A 22,005-nucleotide genomic window follows, 5' to 3' on the forward strand; every position below is an offset into this window, starting at 1 on the left:
TAAGGTTAGAGTTGAGGCAAAATTCTGTAACCCCGGCTGGGCAACGAGGCGGTAAGGTATGTTTGATCAGTTGTATCCGATCCTGTTTCTGCTGGTGGTCGCCGCGGTTCTGGCGGTGGTCATGGCCGGCGCCTCGATCTATCTGGGGAAACGGACGCGGCTTGGGCGGAAGGCACAGGCCTATGAGTGCGGTATTGAACCGGTCGGTACGACCAAGGACCCGATCCCGGTAAAGTTCTTCCTGGTAGCGATCTCGTTTATACTCTTTGACCTGGAAATCATCTTCCTTCTGCCGTACGCGATGGTTGCGCGCGACCTGGGCGTGTACGGTCTGCTGGCGATCTCGTTCTTTGTGCTCATCATTTTGATCGGTTACATCTATGAACTCGGTCGCGGAGCGCTCAAATGGGGTTAGAAGAGAAGATCCCTGATTCCATAATCCTGACAAGCCTCGATAAGATGGTCAACTGGGCGCGGAAGCGCTCCATGTGGCCGCTGGGATTTGGCTTGGCCTGTTGCGCAATCGAGATGATTTCGACCTTTTCGGCGCACTTCGATCTTTCCCGGTTCGGGATGGAGGTCATGCGGCCGTCGCCGCGCCAGGCTGACCTGATGATCGTCGCGGGTCGGGTGTCGATGAAGATGGCGCCGGTCGTCAAGACGCTCTACGAGCAGATGCCCAATCCCAAGTGGGTCATCGCGATGGGTGCGTGCGCGTCGTGCGGAGGCGTCTTCAACAACTACGCGATCCTCCAGGGAGTCGATCGGATTATCCCGGTCGATATCTATGTCCCCGGCTGTCCGCCTCGCCCCGAGCAGTTGATGGACGGAATCATAAAGCTTCATGAAAAGCTCCAAAGCGAATCGGTCAAAGATGCGCGTGAGGAGTGGGGGCGCAAGATCGGCTGAGCGAATTCGCTCCCACCGGACAGCCTCAGATGCATAAGCCGTTATTGTGAAATTTGGAACAAGCAATGGCGTTTGAAGATCAAGTCAGAGAGTTCATGAAGAGCACGCTGGGCGACGCTCTGTTGAAAGAAGATACGTTTCGAGATCAGCTCTCGTTTTATATCAGGCCCGAAGCGATTTTCGACCTGTGCCAGGCGTTCCTCGAGGACTCTTCGCTCGATATCCGCTATCTCAAAGACATCTGTTCGGTCGACTGGTACGGGCATGCCGATGAAGAGGCGGTCGGCCGCTTTGAGGTCGTATACAACTTCTATTCGCTCAAGTACAAGGGCCGGTTCTTCGTGAAAGTCCGCCTCCCCGGCGACAACCCCGAACTTCCATCGATTTCCGCCCTGTTCAACGGCGCCAACTGGCTTGAGCGCGAAGTGTGGGACTTGATGGGGATCGCGTTCACCGGGCACCCGGACCTCACCAAAATCCTCACGCCCGACGATCTCGAAGGGCACCCGCTCCGCAGGGACTTTCCGCTGACCTGGGAGCAACCGAAGTTCTCCTGGAACATGGATGATCCGCCGGAGGTGATCAGGTAATGGCTCTCGAAGAGAGAACCCTCCACATCAACATGGGTCCACAGCACCCGTCGACCCACGGCGTACTGCGGGTGGAACTCGAGGTTGACGGCGAGACCGTGATCCGCGCGAAGCCGGTGATCGGCTATCTGCACACCGGCATCGAAAAGACCATGGAATCGAAATTGTACTACAAGGCGATTCCGTGTACCGACCGGATGGATTATCTCGCGCCGATGTCCAACAACCTGGGGTTCTGTCTGTCCGTCGAAAAGCTGATGGACATCGAAGTGCCCGACAAAGTCAAGTGGGCGAGGGTCTGTCTTACCGAACTGACGAGGCTGAATTCCCACCTCGTGTGGGTCGGCACGCACGCGCTGGACTTGGGGGCGATGTCGATGCTTTTGTACGCCTTCCGGGAGCGCGAGTCGATCCTCGACGTATACGAGGCCTGTTCGGGGCAGCGTATGATGTCCACCTATTTCCGGATCGGCGGGCTCGCCAAAGACCTTCCGCCCGATTTCGACAAGAAGATCCGCGCGATAATAAAGGACTTTCCGGCTCGCATCAACGACTACGAGACGCTGCTGACCAACAACCAGATCTGGATCAACCGCACCAGAAACGTCGCGGTGATTTCGGCGGAGGACGCCATCAACTGGTCGTTGTCCGGGCCGATGCTGCGCGGCAGCGGCGTCAAACACGATCTCCGCAAGGACAACCCGTACAGCGGCTACGAGAATTTTGACTTTGAAGTGCCGATCGGACGAAACGGCGATGCGTACGATAGATACCTGGTCCGGCTGGAAGAGATGCGGCAGTCGCTGCGGATTATCCAGCAGTGCCTGGACGGCATGCCGGAGGGTCCGTTCCGCGCTCACGTTCCCGGCGTTGTATTGCCGCCGAAGGAAGACGTACTGCACAAGATGGAGTCGATGATCTTTCACTTCAAGATCATCACCGAGGGGTTCCGAGCGCCCAAGGGCGCCGCGTATGTGGGGATCGAGTCCCCGAAGGGCGAGCTGGGGTTCTACATCCAGGGTGACGGCTCCAACAGGCCGGTCCGCATAAGGGTGCGCCCGCCGTCGTTCGTCAACCTCGCGGTCCTGCCTGCGCTGGTGGAGGGGCATCTGTTTTCCGACGTCGTGTGTGCGATCGGTTCGATTGACATTGTATTGGGAGAAGTGGATCGATGATCCTGACCGACGAGTCAGTCAAAGCCATCAAGGAGCGGGTGACGATGTATCCGCAGCGCAGGTCGGCGATTTTGCCGGCGCTGACGATCGCCTACCGCCAGGTGGGCCATTTGAGCGACGAAATATACCGGGAGATTTCGAAGGTTACCAGGATACCGTACGTGGAAATCGCCGAGGCGGCGACATTTTACACGATGTTCCCCAAGGCGCCGCGCGGCAAGTACCTGATCCAGGTCTGCCACAATATCTCGTGTGCGCTGCTGGGCGCCGACAGCCTGATCGGCTATCTCGAAAGTAAGCTCGGCATCAAAAAAGGGGAGACCACGCCGGACAACAAGTTTACGCTGATATCGGTGGAGTGTCTGGGATCGTGCGCCACGGCGCCGATGATGCAGATCAATCACGATTTTTACGAGAACCTGACGCGGGAAAAAGTCGACGCGATACTTGAAGAGTTGAAGGCCAGGGCATGAGTTTCTACTCCCCCGTCATAACCAACGCCGCCGAAGTCGCGACCAGCGACTCGCTGCACCTGTTCAAGTATGTCGAGGATCCGGAACAGTACCGGATCGAGACGTTCGAAAAGCACGGCGGCTACCGGGCCTGGAAGAAAGTGTTGACGTCGATGAAGGCCGAGGACGTGATCGGCGAGGTGAAAAACTCCGGCCTCCGCGGCCGCGGAGGCGCCGGCTTCCCGACCGGTATGAAATGGGGGTTTGTCCCCAAAGACTCGCCCAGGGCGCGCTATCTGATCTGCAACGCCGACGAGTCCGAACCCGGAACCTGCAAGGACCGGGTGATCATGGAGCGAGACCCGCACGCCATGATCGAGGGAATGGCGATTGCCGCATATGCGATCGGGTGCCACCTGATGTTTGTCTATATACGCGGCGAGTTCGGCCACTGTATCGAGCGGGTCGAAGCCGCCGTGAAGGAAGCATACGCGCGGGGCCATCTGGGGAAAAACGTGTACGGCTCCGGTTACGACCTCGACATGGTCGTCCATTCCGGAGGCGGCGCGTATATCTGCGGCGAAGAGACCGCGCTGTTGAATTCACTCGAGGGAGAGAAAGGCCTCGCGCGCATCCGGCCGCCGTTTCCGGCGATCGCGGGGCTCTATGCGTCGCCCACGATCGTGAACAACGTCGAAACGCTGACGGCAGTCCCGCACATCATCAATCGGGGAGCCGCCTGGTATAAATCGATGGGTACCGAAAAATCGGCCGGCAGCAAGATTTTCTCGCTGTCCGGGCATGTCAATCGTCCCGGCAACTACGAAGTTCCCCTCGGTTTCAATCTGAAGACGCTCATTTACGACGGAAAATACGGCGCCGGGATCCGGGGCGGCAAAAAACTCAAAGCGGTGATTCCGGGCGGCGCGTCCACACCGTTTTTGACTCCCGACATGATCGATATCGGTCTCGACTATGAATCGCTGGCATCGGTCGGTTCCATGCTCGGTTCGGGCGCGATCATCGTGCTCGACGAGAATACCTGCGTCGTCTGGTCCATCATGAAGCTGATCCACTTCTTCCGCCACGAGTCGTGCGGCAAATGCACGCCGTGCCGGGAGGGCACGGGCTGGCTCGAACAGCTGATCACGCGGATCGAGCGCGGCGAAGGGCGCCCGGGCGATATCGAAAAAATCGATGATTTGTGCGGCAATATTCTCGGCCGGACCATCTGTCCGCTCGGCGACGCCGCGGTGATGCCGATACAGTCGACGCTGAAGCTGTTCCGCGACGAGTGGCAGTACCATATCGATCACAAAAAGTGCCCGTGTCCCAACAACCATGAGTTCAAGTGAGAGAATCGGTGGCTACTGAGACACAAAAAGTGACTTCGACGGTGACGCTGACGATCGACGGTCGGCAGGTGACGGTGCCGAAGGGGACGACCGTGCTGGAAGCCGCGCTGGGCATGGGCATCCATATCCCGACTTTCTGCTGGCACCCGAAATTGAAGTCGGTCGGCGCCTGCCGCATGTGCTATGTCGAAATAGAGAAGATGCCCAAGCTGGCAGTATCGTGCGCGACCGAGGCGATGGACGGTATGGTCGTGCACACCGATTCCGACCTGGTCAAGCGCGGCCGAAAGGCCATCATCGAGTTTATCCTCGCCAACCATCCGCTCGATTGCCCGACGTGCGACAAGGGCGGCGAATGCGACCTGCAAAACCTGACCTACAAGCACGGCTACGACGACAGCCGATTCGACTTCATGAAAATGCGCTTCACGGAGGGCGCCGAACACACGACCTTCGACGACAAGCGCATCGGCCCGGAAATCATTCTCAATCGAAACCGCTGCATCCTGTGTTACAAGTGCGTCCGGGCCAACAAAGAAGCGTTCGGCGAATACGACCTCGGCGCGTTCGAGCGCGGCAATATCACCGAGATCAACGCCGCGCCGGGCCGCGAAGTCACCAATCCCTTCTCAGGCAACCTCGTCGAGATCTGCCCGGTCGGCGCTCTCACCAACACCGACTGGCGATACAAGATACGCGTCTGGCTCACCGGGCAGGCCAAATCGATCTGTCCGTTCACGTCGTCCGGCACCAACACCCTCCTGTGGAAAGAAGACCACCAGCAGAAGATCTTCCGCTGCACCGCGAGGCGCGACGACTCGATCGACGACGGGTGGATCGCCGACCTCACCCGCTACGGCTATCAGTTCGTCATGGCCGACGATCGGCTGCAGACGCCGCTCATCAAAAAGGACGGCAAACAGGTCAAGGCCACCTGGGACGAGGCGCTGGCGCTCGTAGCGAAGCGTCTGAAGGAGATAGACGACACCAAGGGCAACGTCTGTATCGGCGGATTGATCGCCTCTCATCTGGACAACGAGTCGCTGTATGCGTTCAACAAATTCATGCGCGTGACGATAGGCGCCAACAACATCGATCACCGCCTGGATTACCCGATGCTGCCCCCGGAAGGCGGCTCGGCCTATCCGGTGCTGTCCTCGCGGCCGTTTTCGATCGCCGACATCGACACTTCCGACGTCATCGTCTCGTTCGCGTCCGACATGCTCAAGGAGCATCCCAACGAATACCTTCGGATGCGCAAAGCCTGGTTCTTCCGTCAGGCGAAAGTAATCACGATCAATCCGTACGGGGTCAACAACTCGGATATCGCCGCGGTTGACGTCGTCTATACGCCCGGCACCGAAGAGAGTGTCATCAGCGCGCTGTGCCTGGCCGCGATCGAGGCGAAGATGGTCGACGCTTCCCGGGCGCAGGGATTGGCCGCGAAACTCCCGTACAAGACCGCATCGGACGCCGCACGGGCGGCCGGAGTCGACATCAAAGATATCACGTTGATTGCGCGTTTTCTCGCCGGCGGCAAAAAAGTCACCTTCATGGTCGGCGAACTGCTTGCGCGGTGTGCGCACCGGGAGGCGGCCGCCGCGGCGCTGGCCAACCTGAACCGCCTTTTTGATCTCGATGCCAGAGGACAGATGGCCCGGCTGGCTCGATTCGCCAATTCCAAGGGCGCGGAGAAGCTCGGTGTGACGCCGTTCCCGGCCCCGGCCGTCCGGACCCGGCTCGAGTCCGCGTTCGGTTCCTGGCCGTCCAGCGAGCCGCTCACCGCCGACAAGATGCTCGTTCAGATGAACAAAGAAGCGATCAACGCCGCTCTCGTAGTCGGCGCCAATCCGGTCATGTTGTATCCGGACCGCGAGTTCGCAACCGAATGCCTCGAAAAACTGGACTTCCTGGTCGTATGCGATCTGTTTGAGACCGCGACGACCGCCCTTGCGGACGTTGTGTTGCCGCTGGCGAGTTTCGCCGAGTATGCCGGCGATTATGTGAATCTGGAAGGTCGCGTTCAGTCGACCGAGGCGGCCATCAAGCCTCGTTTCCAGTCCAAACCCGCCCGCGAAGTGATCCGGCTTATCGCCGATGAGCTCGGCAAACCGCTGGCAACCTCGCCCGATCAGCTTCGCACCGAGGCGGCGTCGATCCTCGAAGCCGATCATGTGCTGACCTGGCCTGCGGCGTATGTCGATGTACCGGCCGAGCCGGTGTCCGCAAAAGAAGGCTTCGACATTCCGCTCTTCGTCGGTGATGATCCGCACCACTGCGGCCATCTGACCGAGAAGTCGGTGTCCCTTTCGAATTTCTGTGCCGAAGCGTACGTGGAGATGTCCGCCGACCTCGCGGCGTCGCTCGACGTCAAAGCCGGAGACTCCGTCCGGGTCGAGTCGCCGGTGGGCAAGATAATCGTGCCGGTGAAAGTTTCCGATTGGATCGACACGCCGGTGGTGTTTATTCCGAGGAACTTCTCCTCGACGCCGGTCACGTCGCTGCTCATGCGCAAGGAGCGCGTCAACCGGGTCAAGATAACCAAGGTGGCGGATTAAGAATATGCTCGAAATGATCCTGATATCATCGGCGAAAGTCATCGCGGTTATCATCGCGGTCCTCACGGGCTGCGCCTACATGACGTACATGGAGCGCAAGGTGGTGGCGCACATGCAGCACCGGATCGGCCCCAGCTACGCCGGCCCGTACGGGTTGCTGCAGCCGATCGCCGATGCCATCAAGCTGGCCTTCAAGGAGGACATCGTCCCCGACGGCGTCGAGCGAATCACCTATGCCATCGCGCCGATCGCCAGTTTCGTTCCAGCCATGCTCATATTCGCCGTGATCCCGTTCTCCAACGGTTTTACCGTGTTCGGCTACGACATCCCCGGTGTCATTTCCGATTTGAACGTGGGCGTGCTGTATATCTTCGCGATGACCTCGCTCGGAGTATACGGCATCGTCCTTGCAGGCTGGTCGTCTCCTTCGAAATACTCCCTCATGGGCGCGATCCGATCCTCCGCACAAATGATCTCGTATGAGATCAGCTACGGGCTGTCCATTGTCGGCATCCTGATAATCAGCAACTCACTTTCGCTGACGCAGATCGTGGCCGACCAGGCCGCCGAGTCGTGGTTGTTTTTCGGCAACTGGTACATCGTCAAACAGCCGCTGGGATTTCTGCTGTATCTCACCTGCGCGATCGCCGAAACGAACCGCGCTCCCTTTGATCTGCCCGAGGCTGAGTCGGAACTTGTGGGCGGGTACCACACGGAATACTCATCGATGCGTTTTTCGATGTTCTTCATCGCAGAGTACGCTTACATGATCGGGGTGGGCGCCGTCGGCACGACGCTCTTTCTCGGCGGCTGGAACGGGCCGTTTCTGCCCCCGGTCGTGTGGTTTTTGATAAAAATGTTTTTGTTCATGTTCTTTTACGTCTGGCTCCGCGCCACATTCCCGCGCTTCCGGTACGATCAGCTCATGCAGTTCGGCTGGAAAGTGCTGTTTCCGCTGGCGGTGCTCAATACCATGGGTACGGCGGTATGGGTGGTGCTGTTCGGATAGAAACGGCAGAGTGTAGGACGGTATGAAAGATATCATCAAAGCGATCGGCAACGTCTTCGTCAAAATGCCGCAGGGATTCTGGGTCACGTTCAAACACCTGTTCAAGAAGCCCGTGACGCTGGATTACCCGCGCAAGAAGAAACCGATGGCCCCTCGGTATCGCGGCAAGCACTACCTCGAGCGCTACGACGACGGTACCGAACGCTGCGTATGTTGCGGTCTGTGCGCGGCCGCGTGCCCGGCCGACGCTATCTACATGGAGCCCGAAGAGACCGAGAAGGGCGAGCGAAAGGCGAAAGTCTACGAGATTAATCTGCTCCGATGCATCTTCTGCGGTTTCTGCGAGGAAGCCTGCCCGGAGGAAGCGATCTTCCTGGGGCAGGAGTACGAGTTCTCGGCCGACGCCCGTAACAAGTTTCTCTGGACCAAGCAGGACATGCTGGTCCCGCATCCGCGCAAGGACAATCCGTTCAAGCGCATCCTTCGACGGGTGCGCAAGGTCTATGGAGTTCCCGAGGCGACGCGATGACGCCTGATTATGCCATCTTTTTGATTTCGGCCGCGGTAGCCGTGTTCGGCGCGACCATGATGATCATGCAGCGCAACCCGGTTGCATCGGTATTGTACCTGATCGTCTCGCTGGTCGCTCAGGCGGTGGTTTACGTGCAGCTCGGCGCCATCTTCATAGGCGCTATCCTGATCATCGTCTATGCCGGCGCTATCCTGGTGCTGTTTTTGTTCGTGATCATGCTGCTCAACCTGCGGGCCGACCCCGAACTGTCCGCCGGTATGCCGCCGCTGAGCTGGTTTACGAAAACGGCGGTCCCGGTACTGCTCATTGTCGAGCTCTATTTCGTCATCGATCGCGTTCTGCTGCCGGAAGCGCCGACCGGGATTGTCGGTGAGGTCGCCGGCGACTTTGGATCCGTCCATAGTATCGCAACCAAGATGTTCACCGATTACCTGTTTCCCGTTCAGTTGACGGGCGTGCTGTTGCTGGTGGCGGTGGTCGGAGCGGTCGTGATCGCCCGGCGTGAATCCGCCGAACCGCGCAAGGACGTCGGGGCAACGGACAACAGAAGCGAACAACGATCAGGTTCGATCGCGGGGTGATGATGGTACCGATTCATGCATACTTGCTTCTGGCGGTCATCCTGTTCGGGATCGGCGCCTTCGGCGTTCTGGTCTCGCGCAATATAATCGTCATGTTCATGTCGATCGAACTGATGCTGAATGCCGCCAACCTGGTGCTGATTGCCTTTTCGCGGGCCCTGGGTGTGGTCGACGGCCACGTGTTCGTGTTCCTCGTGCTCAGCGTGGCGGCGGCCGAAGCGGCGGTCGGACTGGCTATGATCATAACCATTTATCGAAACCGGGAATCGATCAACATCGACCGGTTCAACCTGCTGAAGTGGTAGGGTAGACGGGCTCATGGCGGATTACTTATTCTGGATTCCACTGCTGCCGTTGATCGGCTTCCTCATCAATGGACTGCTGCTGGGCAAACTTCCCCGCCCGGTCGTTTCAGCCGTCGCCTGTACCTCGGTGGGCATGTCGCTGGCCCTGTCGATTGCGGCGTTTTTCGAGCTGAAGGCGCTCGAACCGGCCGCCCGGCAGATCGAGCAGACGCTCTTCACGTGGATTGCCGCCGGCTCGTTTCATGTCAATGTCGCGTTCCTGCTCGATCCGTTGTCGGCGGTGATGATCCTGGTGGTGACCGGTGTCGGCTTTTTGATCCATGTGTATTCGACCGGCTACATGCACCACGACCACGATTTCGGGCGGTATTTCGCCTATCTCAATCTGTTTACATTCTCCATGCTGACGCTGGTGCTGGCTGACAACTTCCTGTTGATGTTTGTCGGCTGGGAAGGCGTGGGGCTGTGCTCATACCTGCTGATCGGTTTTTGGTATCACAAGCAGTCGGCGTCGGACGCCGGCAAAAAAGCGTTTATCGTCAATCGAATCGGCGACTTCGGTTTTCTGCTCGGGATGTTCATCATATTCTGGCAGGTCGGCTCGCTCAATTTCACGGAGGTGTCGGCCAGGGCGCCGATAGTGTTTGCGGCGGGCGGCGGGCTGATAACGGCGGCGTGCCTGCTCATGTTTGTCGGCGCCACCGGCAAGTCGGCGCAGATTCCGCTGTACGTGTGGCTGCCCGACGCCATGGAAGGTCCGACACCGGTGTCGGCGCTGATCCATGCGGCGACCATGGTGACGGCGGGCGTCTACATGATCGCGCGGACCAACGTCCTGTACGTCATGGCGCCCGACGCGCTGATGGTGGTTGCCATCGTCGGCGCGGCGACGGCGTTTTTCGCCGCGACGATCGGGCTCGCCCAGAACGATATCAAGCGCGTGCTGGCGTATTCGACCGTCAGCCAGCTCGGGTACATGTTCCTCGCGTGCGGCGTGGCGGCGTTTACGGCGGGTATGTTTCACCTTATGACGCACGCCTTTTTCAAGGCTCTGCTGTTTCTTGCCTCGGGGTCGGTCATCCACGCCATGTCCAGCGAGCAGGATATGCGGCGCATGGGGGGCTTGAAGAAATACCTGCCGGTGACCTACTGGACCATGCTGATCGCGACCCTGACTATCTCCGGTATTCCCGGGCTGTCGGGTTTCTTCTCGAAGGACGAGATTTTGTGGAAGTCGTTTTCGTCGCAGTACGGCCATTGGGCGCTGTGGCTGATCGGCTTTGCGACCGCCGGGCTGACCGCGTTCTACATGTTCCGCCTGATCTACATGACGTTCCACGGCAAGGAGCGGATGGACGACAAAGTCCGGTCGCACATTCATGAGTCTCCTCGGTCGATGACGGTGCCGCTGATGGCGCTGGCCGTGCTGTCGGTGATCGGCGGGTTTGTCGGCATGCCGCACATTTTCGGCGTTACCAACTACTTCGAGCAGTGGCTGGCGCCGGTCATGCACGGGGCCGGGCACGAGGCCGCCGCGCACGCACTGGCGGCCGCGGGCGGCAGCGCCGCGATGGAGTGGGGGCTGATAGCGGCATCGGTCGCGCTCGTGCTGGTCGCGATTTTCGCGGCCCGCCACTTCTATAATCAGCGCCCGGAGGCGGCCACGGCGCTTGCCGGTCGGCTCTCAGGCCTGAAGACTACGCTCGCGAACAAATATTACGTCGACGAAATCTACGGCGCCACGGTCGTCCGTCCGCTCGTCAACGGCTCCCTGTTTTTGTGGAAGGTCGTGGATGTCGTCATTATCGACGGCCTGATCAACGGGCTGGCGGTGGTCGGGCGCGACGCCTCGGAACTGCTGCGATTCACACAGGGCGGACGGGTGCGCAGTTACGCCACCATTTTCGTTGTCGGCGTCGTGGCCCTGGTAGCCTACTTTATATTCGGATAACCTATGGACTGGTTGACACCGCTCATATTCGCTCCGATCGTCGGCTCGATCATCCTCGCCTTCGTGCCGTCAAAGCACACCGAGACCATCAAGGGCGTCGCGCTGATCGTCGCGCTCATCACGCTCATCCTGTCGCTGTTCGTGTACGCGCAGTTCGACAAGCTCGGCGCCGGCATGCAGCTGACGGTGAACGTCCCGTGGGTCACCTCGCTCGGCATACACTACTACCTCGGTATCGACGGCATTTCGCTGCTGCTGATCGTGCTGACGACGGTGCTCACGGTGCTGTGTATCCTGTCGTCGTGGCGCTCGATCACGCACGGCGTCAAAGGGTATTTCATATCGATGCTCGTGCTGACCAGCGGCATGATCGGCGTGTTCTGCGCTCTCGATCTGTTCCTGTTTTACATCTTCTGGGAAGTGATGCTGGTCCCGATGTATTTCCTTATCGGGATATGGGGCGGCCCGCGGCGGGTCTACGCCGCAATCAAGTTCGTGTTGTTTACGATGTTCGGATCGCTGCTCATGCTGGTGGCGATTCTCTACCTGTATTTGCAGTACCACGCGTATTCCGGTGAATACACGTTTGACATGCTCAAGTTGATGCAGTTGCCGCTGGCGGTGAGTCCGCAGCACTGGCTTTTCGCGGCATTCGCGCTCGCGTTCGCGATCAAGGTTCCACTCTGGCCGCTGCACACGTGGCTGCCGGACGCGCACGTGCAGGCGCCCACCGCCGGTTCCGTCATCCTTGCCGGCGTGCTGCTGAAAATGGGAACCTACGGTTTCATTCGCATCTGCATGCCGATGTTCCCCGATGCGACGCAGACGTTTGTGCCGTACATCTCGGTGCTGGCCATTATCGCCATCATCTACGGCGCGCTGGTTTCGATGGTCCAGAAGGATATCAAGTCGCTGGTCGCGTTCTCATCGGTCTCCCACATGGGCTTCGTCATGCTCGGGTTGTTCGCGCTTAACCAGGAAGGCATGCAGGGAGCGGTGATCCAGATGATCAACCACGGCGTGTCCACCGGTGCGCTGTTCCTTCTGGTGGGCATGATTTACGAACGGCGCCACACTCGGCTGATTTCCGAGTTCGGCGGCCTCGCCAAAGTCATGCCGGTCTTCTCGGCGTTTTTCATGATCGTCATGCTGTCGTCGATCGGCCTGCCGTTCACCAACGGGTTCGTGGGCGAGTTTCTGATCCTGCTCGGTACGTTCAAGGCGAACATGGTCTACGGCATCGTGGCCGCGACCGGCGTCGTGCTGGCCGCCTGCTACATGCTGTGGATGTACCAGCGGGTCGTATTCGGCAAAGTTACGAAACCGGAAAACGAGAAACTGAAAGATATCAACTGGCGGGAGCGCATAATTCTGATCCCGCTGGTGGTCCTGATTTTCTTCATCGGCATCTTCCCGTCGCCGTTATTCGAGCGCACCGAGCCGGCCGTCCGTCAGGTGATCGCGCATATCGAAAAGTCGCGACCGGTGAAGGCCGACTACCTGCCGGCCGATGAAGAAACGCTGGCATTGCGTGAGGGTGATGGTCTCGAAACGAAACCCGCAAGCGAGGGAACCACGCAGTGAGTGATGTCGTCATATATACCAAGACCGGTTGTCCGTATTGTGCCGCGGCAAAGAAGCACTACGCCGACCAGGGAATCGGGTTTACGGAATTCAACGTGACCGACCGCCCGGAATTCAAGAAGAAGGTGCTGGAGCTGACGGGCGGCCAGTCGATCGTCCCGGTCATCGTCGAAGGAAGCAACGTCACCGTCGGTTTTGGAGGCGGTTGAGGTTTTTAACGGACGCGGCGGTCGTCGCGTAAATACCTATGGTTGATTACGTTTCTGCAGTTAATCCCGACTTCGGCATGGTCGCGCCGGAACTGACGCTGTTGATTGCGGCGTCGCTTATCATGCTCTTCATCGGCTGGCGCCGCATGCCCATGCTGGCCCCGGCCATCACCCTGCTCGGCATCGTCGTCGCGTTCGGTTACGCCGTCGGCCAGTGGGGTAACCAGGTCTCGGGGTTTGCAGGCATGGTGACCTGCGATAATTTCGGCGTTATCTTCAAACTGATCTTTCTCACCGCCGCCGGTCTGTCCGTCCTGCTCGTCGGCCAGTACCTCAAGTCGAGGGGTATCGACAAACCGGAGTACTACGCCCTGATCGCGATCTCCACGGTCGGCATGATGGCGATGGCCAACACGACCGATCTCGTGGTGATGTTTATCGGCCTTGAAGTCATGTCGGTACCGCTGTACGTGATGGCCGGTTTCAACCGCCGGTCGCTCGAATCAAACGAGGCCGGCATCAAGTATTTCATCATGGGCGCGTTCGCCACGGCGTTTCTGCTGATGGGAATCGCCTTCGTCTACGGCGCCGCCGGAACCACCAACCTGCGGCAGGTCGTCACCGATTTCAACTACATCGCCGCGGGTCGCGGCCTGTACCTCTACGCCGGAGTCGCGCTCATCCTGATCGGATTCGGGTTCAAGGTCGGCGCGGTGCCGTTCCATTCGTGGATACCCGACGTCTATCACGGCGCTCCGACACCCGTCACCGCTTTCTTCTCGGTCGCTCCCAAGGCGGCTGCGGTGGCCGTGTTGCTGCGTATCTTCCTGTACGGATTCGCCGATGTCGGCCTGGTTTCCCAGGCCTTCTGGGTGCTCTCGGTGCTGACAATGACGCTCGGCAACATCCTGGCGCTGCGGCAGGACAACGTCAAGCGGATGCTCGCGTACTCGTCGATCGCCCACGCCGGCTATATCCTCGTCGCGCTTACCGTCGGGACCGACGAGGCGATCTCATCTGCCATCTTTTATGTCATCGCGTATACGTTTTTCAACCTCGGCGCCTTCACGATCGTAGCGCTGCTCGAAACACGCATGGGGGCGGAGTCGGAGTTCAGCGAGCTGTCCGGTCTGGCGAAAAGCGCACCCGTGCTGTCGCTGCTGCTGGCGGTGTTCATGTTCGCCCTGTCCGGATTTCCGCCGACCGTCGGGTTCTTCGGCAAATTCTATATCTTCCGGGCCGCGATAGAGGCGAACTTCATCAGTCTGGCCGTAATCGGCGTGCTGAATTCGTTTGTGTCCGTGTACTACTACCTGCGGGTGGTGAAGACGTGTTATTTCGACGATGCCGAGCACGCGCCGCAGGCCGTGTTCGTGCCGGCGACGGTCGGCCTCGTGCTGTTCGTGACTACGGTCGGCACGCTTGGATTCGGTCTGTTCCCCCAGCAATTGCTCCAGTTCACCAGACAGGCGATATTCGCCTTCCTCTGATGCAACGGTGTTCCTGATAAAAGAAGGGCCGCCTTCAGCAGCGGCCCTTTTTCGTTTTGAATAAATCGGTTCAGGATCCCAGCCGGAATTTGCCGTTGATGTCCGGCACGGCAATGGGGTACTTGCCGGAGAAGCATCCGTCGCAGAATCCAATCGATGGCAGCGACTTCATCGACAGCATACCTTCGAGCGACAGATACCGCAGGGAGTCGACTTCGAGATACTTCTCGATCTCCTCGACCGTCATATTCGCCCCGATCAGCTCTTTGCGGGTCGGCATGTCGATCCCGAAAAAGCACGGCGAGATGATCGGGGGAGAGGAGATGCGCAGGTGTATTTCTTTGGCCCCGGCGTCGCGAAGCATTTTCACCAGTTTTTTCGAGGTAGTCCCGCGCACGATCGAATCGTCGACCACGACTACCCGCCGGCCCTCGAGGACGCCCCGCACCGGGTTGAATTTCACTTTCACGTCGAGATCGCGGATGTGCTGTTCGGGGTCGATAAACGAGCGGCCCACGTAGTGATTGCGGATCAGGCCGATCTCGAAACGGATTCCCGACTCCTCCGCAAAACCGAGCGTCGCCGTATTGGCCGAGTCCGGGATACCGATCACGATGTCGGCGTCGACCGGATGCTCGCGGGCAAGGCGGCGGCCGAGCCGACGCCTTATCTTGTCGACATTCTCCCCGAACACCTTCGAGTCCGGACGGGCGAAGTAGACGTATTCGAATATGCACGCCGCGTGGCTTTTCCGCCGGCGCACGAATGTCGATTCAAGCCCCCGCTCGGAGATTTCCAGAACCTCGCCCGGCTCGATATCGCGGACGTACTCGGCGCCGATGATATCAAACGCGCAGGTTTCAGACGCGATTGCCCAGGCGTCGCCGAATTTCCCCAGCGCCAGCGGTCGAAAACCGAGCGGATCGCGGGCGGCGATAAGCGAGTTGTCCGTCAGCATCGCCAGTGAAAACGCGCCCCGTACCTTGCTCAGGGCGTCACGGATACGTTCAATCCGCGTCTCCCGCTTGGACGTCGCCACCAGGTGCAGGATGATCTCGGTGTCCGATGTCGTCTGGAAAATCGAGCCGCGAGCGTCCAGCTTCTGACGCATCTCCAGCGAGTTCGTGAGGTTGCCGTTGTGCGCGATCGCCAGGTTCCGCGATCGATTGGTGATAATGAACGGCTGGATATTCACCAGCGAGGACGCCCCGGTGGTGCTGTATCGGGTATGACCTATGGCTTTGCCGCCGGGCAGTCGCTGAATGATCTCCGGGTCGGAAAAGACCTCCGATACCTCGCCCATCCCCTTGTAAAGATGAATGTGCTCGCCATCCGAGGTGACGATTCCGGCCGATTCCTGTCCGCGATGCTGAAGGGCGTACAAACCCAGGTAGGTAAGTTCGGCGGCCCGGTCGCTTCCATAGATGCCGAATACGCCGCACTGATCGTGAATAACGTTCTCAAGCATGGCCAGTCGTCCTCGGCTGCTGGTGCAAAAAGCCTATAATAGGCCGTCGTCCGGCAATGTCAACAGGTTTCATCGGCGGGCATGACTGTGAACGCCGCTGCAGGGTGACCGGTTCCGGCAAGTCCGCCGCCCCCTGGGGGGACACAAAAGTGGTAGCAAAACAGAATGCCGGACAGTATCTTACGGCGTACTTATCGGAATTACACCACCGGCGCTTTTTGTCGCCGTAATGCACCCGGTTTGCTCTGAGGTCTACTGATCGAATCAGAGCTTGTATGGACAACACAGAATTCAACAAGTATGAGATTCTGCAGTCGCTGGCCCGGGCCGGCGCCGACGGGGAGGATGTTGCCGCCTCCGCCCAGACCGCCCTTGCCCGGGTTGCCGGGCTGATCGGTTTGAGCGCCGCCGCCATGTACCTCTGGGATTCGGACATGACGGTTACGCTGCAGGTGGTCCACGCGGAATCCGACGGACACAAGAACCGCCTCGCCGAGCTGGAAGCCGACCTGTTTCTGGGCCTTCGCCAGAAACGGCGCCTGCTGTCCGCGTACCTCTCGTTCGCGGGAGAACCGACTGTCCATACGTTTACGATGCCGCTTCGCCATCGCTCCAGGGTTTTCGGCGCCGTGATCGGTCTGCAGGAAGGAAAACGTACGGTGATTGCCGAGGACCTGTTCCTCGAGGCCCTGGCGGCGTCCATCGCGCTTAATGCGCTGGCGTCGGATCTGACCGGCGGGCAGGCAGGATCGCCCGAGCAAATCGAGGCCGAGCGGCTCGGCGCGATTATTGAAACGGCGGTAACGGTCAACCACGAAATCAACAATCCCCTCACCGCGATACTCGGCAACATTCAGCTTCTGCTGATGAAGAAGGATAATCTGGACGAAGAAACGACGCGTAAACTCCGGGTAGTCGAGCAGTCGGCGCTGAAGATTCGCGATGTCACGCAGCGGCTCCTGCGGATAACCCACGCCCGAAGCGTCGAGTATGTCGAGGGCACCAATATGCTTCAGTTGCCCGACGACGAATCCGAAACGAAATCCGGTTCCTGAGCCTTCAGGCTGTCTTCGGTCGCCGCAGACATTCTCACGGCAAACAACCACGTCAATACATCGGGGATGACGCGCTCATCGGCGTACAGCAGGTCGGTGCCGTGCTGTGAGCCCGGGTAGCCTTTGACCAGCCAGCCGGTATTCTTGCTCGTTGCCAGCATCTGGCAGGTCTCGAATGAGTAGGTGTCGCCGCGACTCGACACAAACAGCACCTCGCCCTTGAAATTCCGAAACGCGTCGGCCGGGCGAAGACCGTGATAGTCCGACCCGGGGGACAGAGCGACGACGTGCGTGACACGGGGGAGAAGTCCCGTCAAAAGAAGCGCGGTGTTGGCGCCGATCGACGCGCCGACAACTATGAGACGAGTCGTGTCGAGTCGATCTCCGTGTTCGGCGTATACGTGGGCGATCAGCGATGCCACGTCGGACGGCATCATCGCATACTCGGCCCGCCCCATCGAACGAAAATCCAGCGTATCCTTGACGCGCGTCCGAGAAGCGCCATGCCCGCGCAGATCGACCGCCAGCATGTGAGGGAGAGGTATCGACGGCCGGGTGGTGTCGGCTTCGAAATATTCACGGACCCGGTTAATGAAGCTTCGGTAGCTGTCGAGCGTTTGTCCGCGCATCGGCAGCAGCACGAGCAGCCCGGCGGGTTCCGGCGACAGCGACTCAAACCACTCCGCGTGCAATCCGAGAGAGTCCGGCGTCGTGATGCTGACAGGATTGCCTGTCGGTTGAGGCTGTGCCACGAGGACCGGCGATATCACTGACCAGAGTACTGCTGCGAGACAACATGAGCGCATGGGTATCCTCCTCACCACTTATACCGAGAATAGCCGATGGCCGCTCACAACTCAATGAAAAACGGCGCCCTCGTAGGCGGGGCGCCGTCTTATGGTCTGATGGGCGTGACTGATTACAGGTAACGCTCGCCGAATTCGGTAACCTGGGCGTTCAGGGCGGCCGCGTGCTCGGAATAAGCGGCCATATCGTTGTTGTCGCAGCATTCCTTCAGTTTCGTGGTGAGCGCCTGGATCGACTCGAACCGCTTCAGGATGTCGTCCTTGCTCCACACCAGAAGGTTCGGCAGGGATTCTTCGTTCAGCGATGCGGCTTTCGTCACCAGCGTTTCAGTGGAGCCGACGATGCCCTCATGGTTGTTTGCGGGAAGATGTTCGTTGACGATCAGTCCCAGCGTTACTTTCAGGGCCTCGAATTCCTTGTAACTGATCGGCATCAGGGCCGCTGCGGAGCGCTCGAACGCCGTGTGCAGGTCCGGCATCAGGGCGTACGCTTTGTCCTTGTCGCCCTCGGCGCAGGCGGCTGCGTACTGCTCTACCAGGTTGCCGAATTCCTTGCGGCATTCGTTGAAGTGCGCTTTTTTCACGTCGCTCTTGAATTCAGGACGCATCGCCTGTATTTCCACGAACGCCTCTTTGAACTTCGGACCCGCTTCAATCAGCGCGTCGAAATTGGAATCCGGATACGCGTGGTGCCAGGCCGGCGCCATTACGTGATGAAATGTTTCAAACCCGCTGTGCCCCATCTCCGCGGCCTTGTCCGCCGGACACTGTGCCGCCGCGCCGGCAGCCACCAGCATTGCCGACATCAACATCACCCAAACCAGTTTCATACTCTCTCCTGAATCGCGGTTATTATTGACCCAACGCTAAATGACGTTTTGTTCTTCGATCAGCTCCCCTTTGGCGAATCGTTCGGGGGAGAGGTCGGAAATGTCAATCGACGGCTTTCGGCCGGTGATGATTTCCATGCTCACGATACCGGCGGCCGGCGCGTGCATGAAGCCGTGCCCGGAGAATCCGGTGACATGAAACATGCCCCCGACCGAGGGTTCCCAGCCGATCACGGCGCGGTGGTCCGGGGTCGTCTCGTACAGGCCGGTCCACTTGTTGGCAACTTCAGCGGTCTCGAGCTGCGGAATGCGGTCCAGCGCCCGCTCGAGAATCGCATCGGTGTACTCCGGCTGAATGGAACAGTCAAACGTCGGCTTGGTGTTTTTGTCGGCCCAGCCGAGCAGGATTCCCTTGGACTCTTTGTGGCAGTAGAGGCCGGAGGCGACGTCGACGACCATCGGGAAATAGGGTTCCATGAAATCGAGTTCGGCGGTGGTGACACATTGCCGTGGGTAAGGCTGGACCCGAAGATCGGCGCCCACCATCTTCGCGACAACTCCCGACCAGGCTCCGGCGGCGTTGATGACCAGCGGGGTCGCGATGTCGCCTTTTTTCGTCCGGACCTTCGCTACCCGGCCGTTGTGCGTATCGATCCCGGTCACGTCGGCCTCGATCTCCAGCTCCACGCCGTTCCGGCGCGCGCCATGCTCGTACCCCGACAAAAACTCCGCGGGATCGCCGAGACCGTCTTCATGGCAGAAGGTGGCGAGCTTGATATCGTCGATACGTACGTGCGGCGCGTACCGACCGATCTCACCCGGCTCGAGCAATTCCGCCTTCAGGCCGAGTGAGCGCTGCAGATCGTACGCGTCTTTGAACAACTTGATATCCTCGTCACGGGACAGCAGAAACATGTAGCCGACCTGGTCGAACAGCGCCGGTCGGCCGGTTTCGGCCTCGAAGTCCGCGAAAATCTTCTCGGACAACATCGACATCTCGATATTCACCCGCGTGGTGAACTGCGCCCTGATGCCGCCGGCGGCCTTGGACGTCGACCCGGAACCGAAGAAGCGCTCCTTCTCCAGCAGGACAATATGACCAAACTTCTCACGCGCGAGGTAGAATGCGGTTGCCATCCCGATGATGCCACCGCCGATCACTACGGCATCCGCTGTCTGTCTCATAATCACCAACCCCTTGGGTTAAATACCTGGCACGCTACGTGAACTTTTTCACGAAAATGCCGCCGTAAAGTAACACATTAGACTACCAAGTCAAGTGCGATCCGGTAATAACGACTTCCGCGCCGCTCCGGCCGGTTTTAAACTTGTGGTCTCTCGAGAGCGGTGTAGATTGCAGTTCACCTATGAAGTTCAAGTCGCTGCAGCTCTCGCAGACCAACTTTCTGATTCTCCTGTCACTGATAGTGGGGACAGCTACCGGTCTGGGCGCCTACGGTTTTCGCGTCCTGATCGAGTATTTCAACCACCTGTTTTTCGGCATGACCGACCAGATCCTCACCACCAGCGTCGCCGGAGACCTCTTCGGCGGCATCAAGTGGTGGCTCCCGCTGATACCGATGGCGGGCGGGCTGCTGGTGGGACCGATTGTCTACAAGTATGCGTCCGAAGCCAAAGGGCACGGTGTCCCTGAGGTCATGAACGCGGTCGCCCGTCTCGGCGGTATTATCCGGCCGCGTGTCGCCGCCGCCAAAACGATCGCCTCGGCCATCTGTATCGGTTCCGGGGGGTCGGCCGGCCGCGAGGGTCCGATCGTCCAGATCGGCTCGGCCATAGGCTCCACCATCGGTCAGTGGTTCCGCCTCTCCGGCAATCGCGTCAAAGTACTGGTGGGCAGCGGCGCCGCCGCCGGCATCGCGGCCGTCTTCAACGCGCCGATTGCCGGCGTCATTTTCGCCCTCGAAATCATCCTCGGCGACTTCGCCGTCAAAACCTTCTCGCCGGTCCTCTTGTCGGCGGTCGTGTCGTCGCTTATCACGTGGTCGCTGGTCGGCAACTATCCCGCCTTCACGGTGCCGGGCTACTCGCTGGTATCCGCCTGGGAAATACTCCTCTACGTGATAATGGCCGTCGGACTCGGCGGAGTCGCGGTCGGCTTCACGCGTATGCTCGACGCCACCGAGACTTTCTTCGACAGGCTCAAGATGCCGAATATGGCCAAACCCGCCCTCGGCGGTCTCCTGCTGGGCGGCATTGCCGTGATCTATCCGCAGGTGCTGGCCGACGGCTACCAGACGATCACCCTTACCCTGCACGGGCAGCTCGACGTTTGGCTGCTGGCCGTTTTGATTGTCATGAAAATACTGGCCACCTGCTTCACGCTCGGCTCCGGCAACTCCGGCGGCATTTTTGCCCCCTCGCTGTTTATCGGCGCCGTGAGCGGCGGCGCATTCGGAGTTCTCGTCAATTACCTCTTTCCGGGATCCACCGCCACGCCCGGCGCCTACGCCCTCGTCGGTATGGCCGGCATGGTGGCCGGAGCAACCCACGCCCCTATCACCGCCATGCTCATCATCTTCGAAATGACCCGGGACTACCGGATCATTCTGCCCCTGATGGTGACGGTCGTCATTTCCACCCTGGTCGCGGGTCGCCTGTTTCCGCACTCCATTTATACGGTTAAGCTTTTCAAGCGCGGAATCGACCTTCGCGGCGGCAAAGACGTCAATGTGCTGCGGTCCCATCGGGTGCGCGACGTCATGGACTCCCGGTTCGAGATCATTCCGACGGCCACGCCGCTGGTGGAAATCTTTCGCCGTCTCGAAGAGTCTCGAGAATCATATTTCGTCGTTGAAGACCGGGCCGGTTTGCTGCGGGGAGTCATATCGTTTCAGGACCTGAGGGCCCATCTCAGCCAGCACGAACTGGATAACCTGGTGGTTGCCGCCGACCTGGTCGCGCCGGGCACGGTGACCGTATTCGACGACGACGACCTCGGAGTCGCCTACGAGATCTTCGGCCAGCGCGACTACACCCTGATACCGGTCGTGACGCGATCCACCCCCGGCAAAGTCATCGGCGTGGTTCGACGCGAAGAACTTGTCGACTACTATAACAAGCGGTTGATTGACACTCTTCGAAGCTGAGGCGGCCGGCCGCGACGACCGCCTTTTTTGAAGGCTTGC

The 22,005-nt window shown here is 59.5% G+C and carries 20 protein-coding genes and 1 pseudogene; 17 read left to right on the forward strand and 4 right to left on the reverse strand.

Annotated features, from left to right (window positions below):
• The first annotated feature begins 58 nt into the window (after positions 1-58).
• The 15 genes and pseudogenes from RBT76_05485 (at position 59) to RBT76_05555 (ending at position 14,700) form a co-directional block, all read left to right on the forward strand.
• Positions 59-415, forward strand: coding sequence for an NADH-quinone oxidoreductase subunit A (locus tag RBT76_05485; protein ID MDX9857221.1), 357 nt, complete (start codon positions 59-61; stop codon positions 413-415).
• Positions 406-870, forward strand: a pseudogene (locus RBT76_05490) (NADH-quinone oxidoreductase subunit B family protein). The gene RBT76_05485 and the pseudogene RBT76_05490 overlap by 10 nt, the downstream one beginning before the upstream one ends.
• Before the next feature lie 134 nt (positions 871-1,004).
• Entirely contained in the window at positions 1,005-1,499 is a 495-nt protein-coding gene (locus tag RBT76_05495) for an NADH-quinone oxidoreductase subunit C (GenBank protein ID MDX9857222.1), read from the forward strand.
• Positions 1,499-2,674, forward strand: coding sequence for an NADH dehydrogenase (quinone) subunit D (gene nuoD / locus RBT76_05500; GenBank protein MDX9857223.1), 1,176 nt, complete (start codon positions 1,499-1,501; stop codon positions 2,672-2,674). The genes RBT76_05495 and nuoD overlap by 1 nt, the downstream gene beginning before the upstream one ends.
• Positions 2,671-3,147: an NADH-quinone oxidoreductase subunit NuoE gene (gene nuoE, locus RBT76_05505; GenBank protein ID MDX9857224.1), complete on the forward strand. Its 477-nt coding sequence runs from the start codon at positions 2,671-2,673 to the stop codon at positions 3,145-3,147. Before nuoD ends, nuoE begins: the two co-directional genes overlap by 4 nt.
• Positions 3,144-4,481 carry an NADH-quinone oxidoreductase subunit NuoF gene (gene nuoF / locus RBT76_05510; protein MDX9857225.1) on the forward strand — a complete coding sequence of 446 codons (1,338 nt, stop codon included), beginning with the start codon at positions 3,144-3,146 and terminating at the stop codon, positions 4,479-4,481. Before nuoE ends, nuoF begins: the two co-directional genes overlap by 4 nt.
• An 8-nt stretch (positions 4,482-4,489) precedes the next feature.
• Positions 4,490-7,039: an NADH-quinone oxidoreductase subunit NuoG gene (gene nuoG, locus RBT76_05515; protein ID MDX9857226.1), complete on the forward strand. Its 2,550-nt coding sequence runs from the start codon at positions 4,490-4,492 to the stop codon at positions 7,037-7,039.
• 4 nt (positions 7,040-7,043) lie between these two features.
• The gene (nuoH, locus tag RBT76_05520) at positions 7,044-8,048 is read left to right on the forward strand and encodes an NADH-quinone oxidoreductase subunit NuoH (protein MDX9857227.1); all 1,005 of its coding nucleotides are present in this window, start codon (positions 7,044-7,046) and stop codon (positions 8,046-8,048) included.
• A gap of 22 nt (positions 8,049-8,070) precedes the next feature.
• The gene (gene nuoI / locus RBT76_05525; protein ID MDX9857228.1) at positions 8,071-8,577 is read left to right on the forward strand and encodes an NADH-quinone oxidoreductase subunit NuoI; all 507 of its coding nucleotides are present in this window, start codon (positions 8,071-8,073) and stop codon (positions 8,575-8,577) included.
• Positions 8,574-9,161, forward strand: coding sequence for an NADH-quinone oxidoreductase subunit J (locus RBT76_05530; protein ID MDX9857229.1), 588 nt, complete (start codon positions 8,574-8,576; stop codon positions 9,159-9,161). The genes nuoI and RBT76_05530 overlap by 4 nt, the downstream gene beginning before the upstream one ends.
• Positions 9,162-9,163: 2 nt before the next feature.
• Positions 9,164-9,466, forward strand: a complete 303-nt coding sequence (gene nuoK / locus RBT76_05535; GenBank protein MDX9857230.1) for an NADH-quinone oxidoreductase subunit NuoK — start codon at positions 9,164-9,166, stop codon at positions 9,464-9,466.
• A 13-nt stretch (positions 9,467-9,479) separates the two neighbouring features.
• Positions 9,480-11,417 carry an NADH-quinone oxidoreductase subunit L gene (gene nuoL, locus RBT76_05540; GenBank protein MDX9857231.1) on the forward strand — a complete coding sequence of 646 codons (1,938 nt, stop codon included), beginning with the start codon at positions 9,480-9,482 and terminating at the stop codon, positions 11,415-11,417.
• 3 nt (positions 11,418-11,420) lie between these two features.
• The gene (locus RBT76_05545; protein ID MDX9857232.1) at positions 11,421-13,001 is read left to right on the forward strand and encodes an NADH-quinone oxidoreductase subunit M; all 1,581 of its coding nucleotides are present in this window, start codon (positions 11,421-11,423) and stop codon (positions 12,999-13,001) included.
• Positions 12,998-13,210, forward strand: coding sequence for a glutaredoxin family protein (locus RBT76_05550; GenBank protein MDX9857233.1), 213 nt, complete (start codon positions 12,998-13,000; stop codon positions 13,208-13,210). Before RBT76_05545 ends, RBT76_05550 begins: the two co-directional genes overlap by 4 nt.
• A gap of 38 nt (positions 13,211-13,248) precedes the next feature.
• Positions 13,249-14,700: an NADH-quinone oxidoreductase subunit N gene (locus tag RBT76_05555; protein ID MDX9857234.1), complete on the forward strand. Its 1,452-nt coding sequence runs from the start codon at positions 13,249-13,251 to the stop codon at positions 14,698-14,700.
• Between the two features lie 70 nt (positions 14,701-14,770).
• Here RBT76_05555 and purF read toward each other — a convergent pair whose 3' ends face one another.
• Complete coding sequence (gene purF, locus RBT76_05560; protein ID MDX9857235.1) at positions 14,771-16,168, reverse strand: amidophosphoribosyltransferase; 1,398 nt, start codon at positions 16,166-16,168, stop codon at positions 14,771-14,773.
• 275 nt (positions 16,169-16,443) lie between these two features.
• On the opposite strand from purF, the gene RBT76_05565 reads away from it, so the two are divergent.
• Positions 16,444-17,223 carry a histidine kinase dimerization/phospho-acceptor domain-containing protein gene (locus RBT76_05565; GenBank protein ID MDX9857236.1) on the forward strand — a complete coding sequence of 260 codons (780 nt, stop codon included), beginning with the start codon at positions 16,444-16,446 and terminating at the stop codon, positions 17,221-17,223.
• Here RBT76_05565 and RBT76_05570 read toward each other — a convergent pair.
• From RBT76_05570 to RBT76_05580, 3 genes are all read right to left on the reverse strand, one after another.
• On the reverse strand, positions 17,181-18,029 hold the full coding sequence (locus RBT76_05570; GenBank protein MDX9857237.1) for an alpha/beta fold hydrolase: 849 nt from the start codon (positions 18,027-18,029) through the stop codon (positions 17,181-17,183). The two genes, RBT76_05565 and RBT76_05570, sit on opposite strands and share 43 nt — an antisense overlap.
• A 113-nt stretch (positions 18,030-18,142) precedes the next feature.
• Entirely contained in the window at positions 18,143-18,859 is a 717-nt protein-coding gene (locus RBT76_05575) for a hypothetical protein (protein ID MDX9857238.1), read from the reverse strand.
• 36 nt (positions 18,860-18,895) lie between these two features.
• Positions 18,896-20,044 carry an FAD-binding oxidoreductase gene (locus RBT76_05580; protein ID MDX9857239.1) on the reverse strand — a complete coding sequence of 383 codons (1,149 nt, stop codon included), beginning with the start codon at positions 20,042-20,044 and terminating at the stop codon, positions 18,896-18,898.
• A 182-nt stretch (positions 20,045-20,226) separates the two neighbouring features.
• Here RBT76_05580 and RBT76_05585 point away from each other — a divergent pair, with 182 nt between their 5' ends.
• Entirely contained in the window at positions 20,227-21,966 is a 1,740-nt protein-coding gene (locus tag RBT76_05585; GenBank protein MDX9857240.1) for a chloride channel protein, read from the forward strand.
• Positions 21,967-22,005: the final 39 nt, after the last annotated feature.

The sequence above is a fragment of the Candidatus Zixiibacteriota bacterium genome, from assembly GCA_034003725.1.
Lineage (GTDB): Bacteria > Zixibacteria > MSB-5A5 > GN15 > FEB-12 > WJMS01.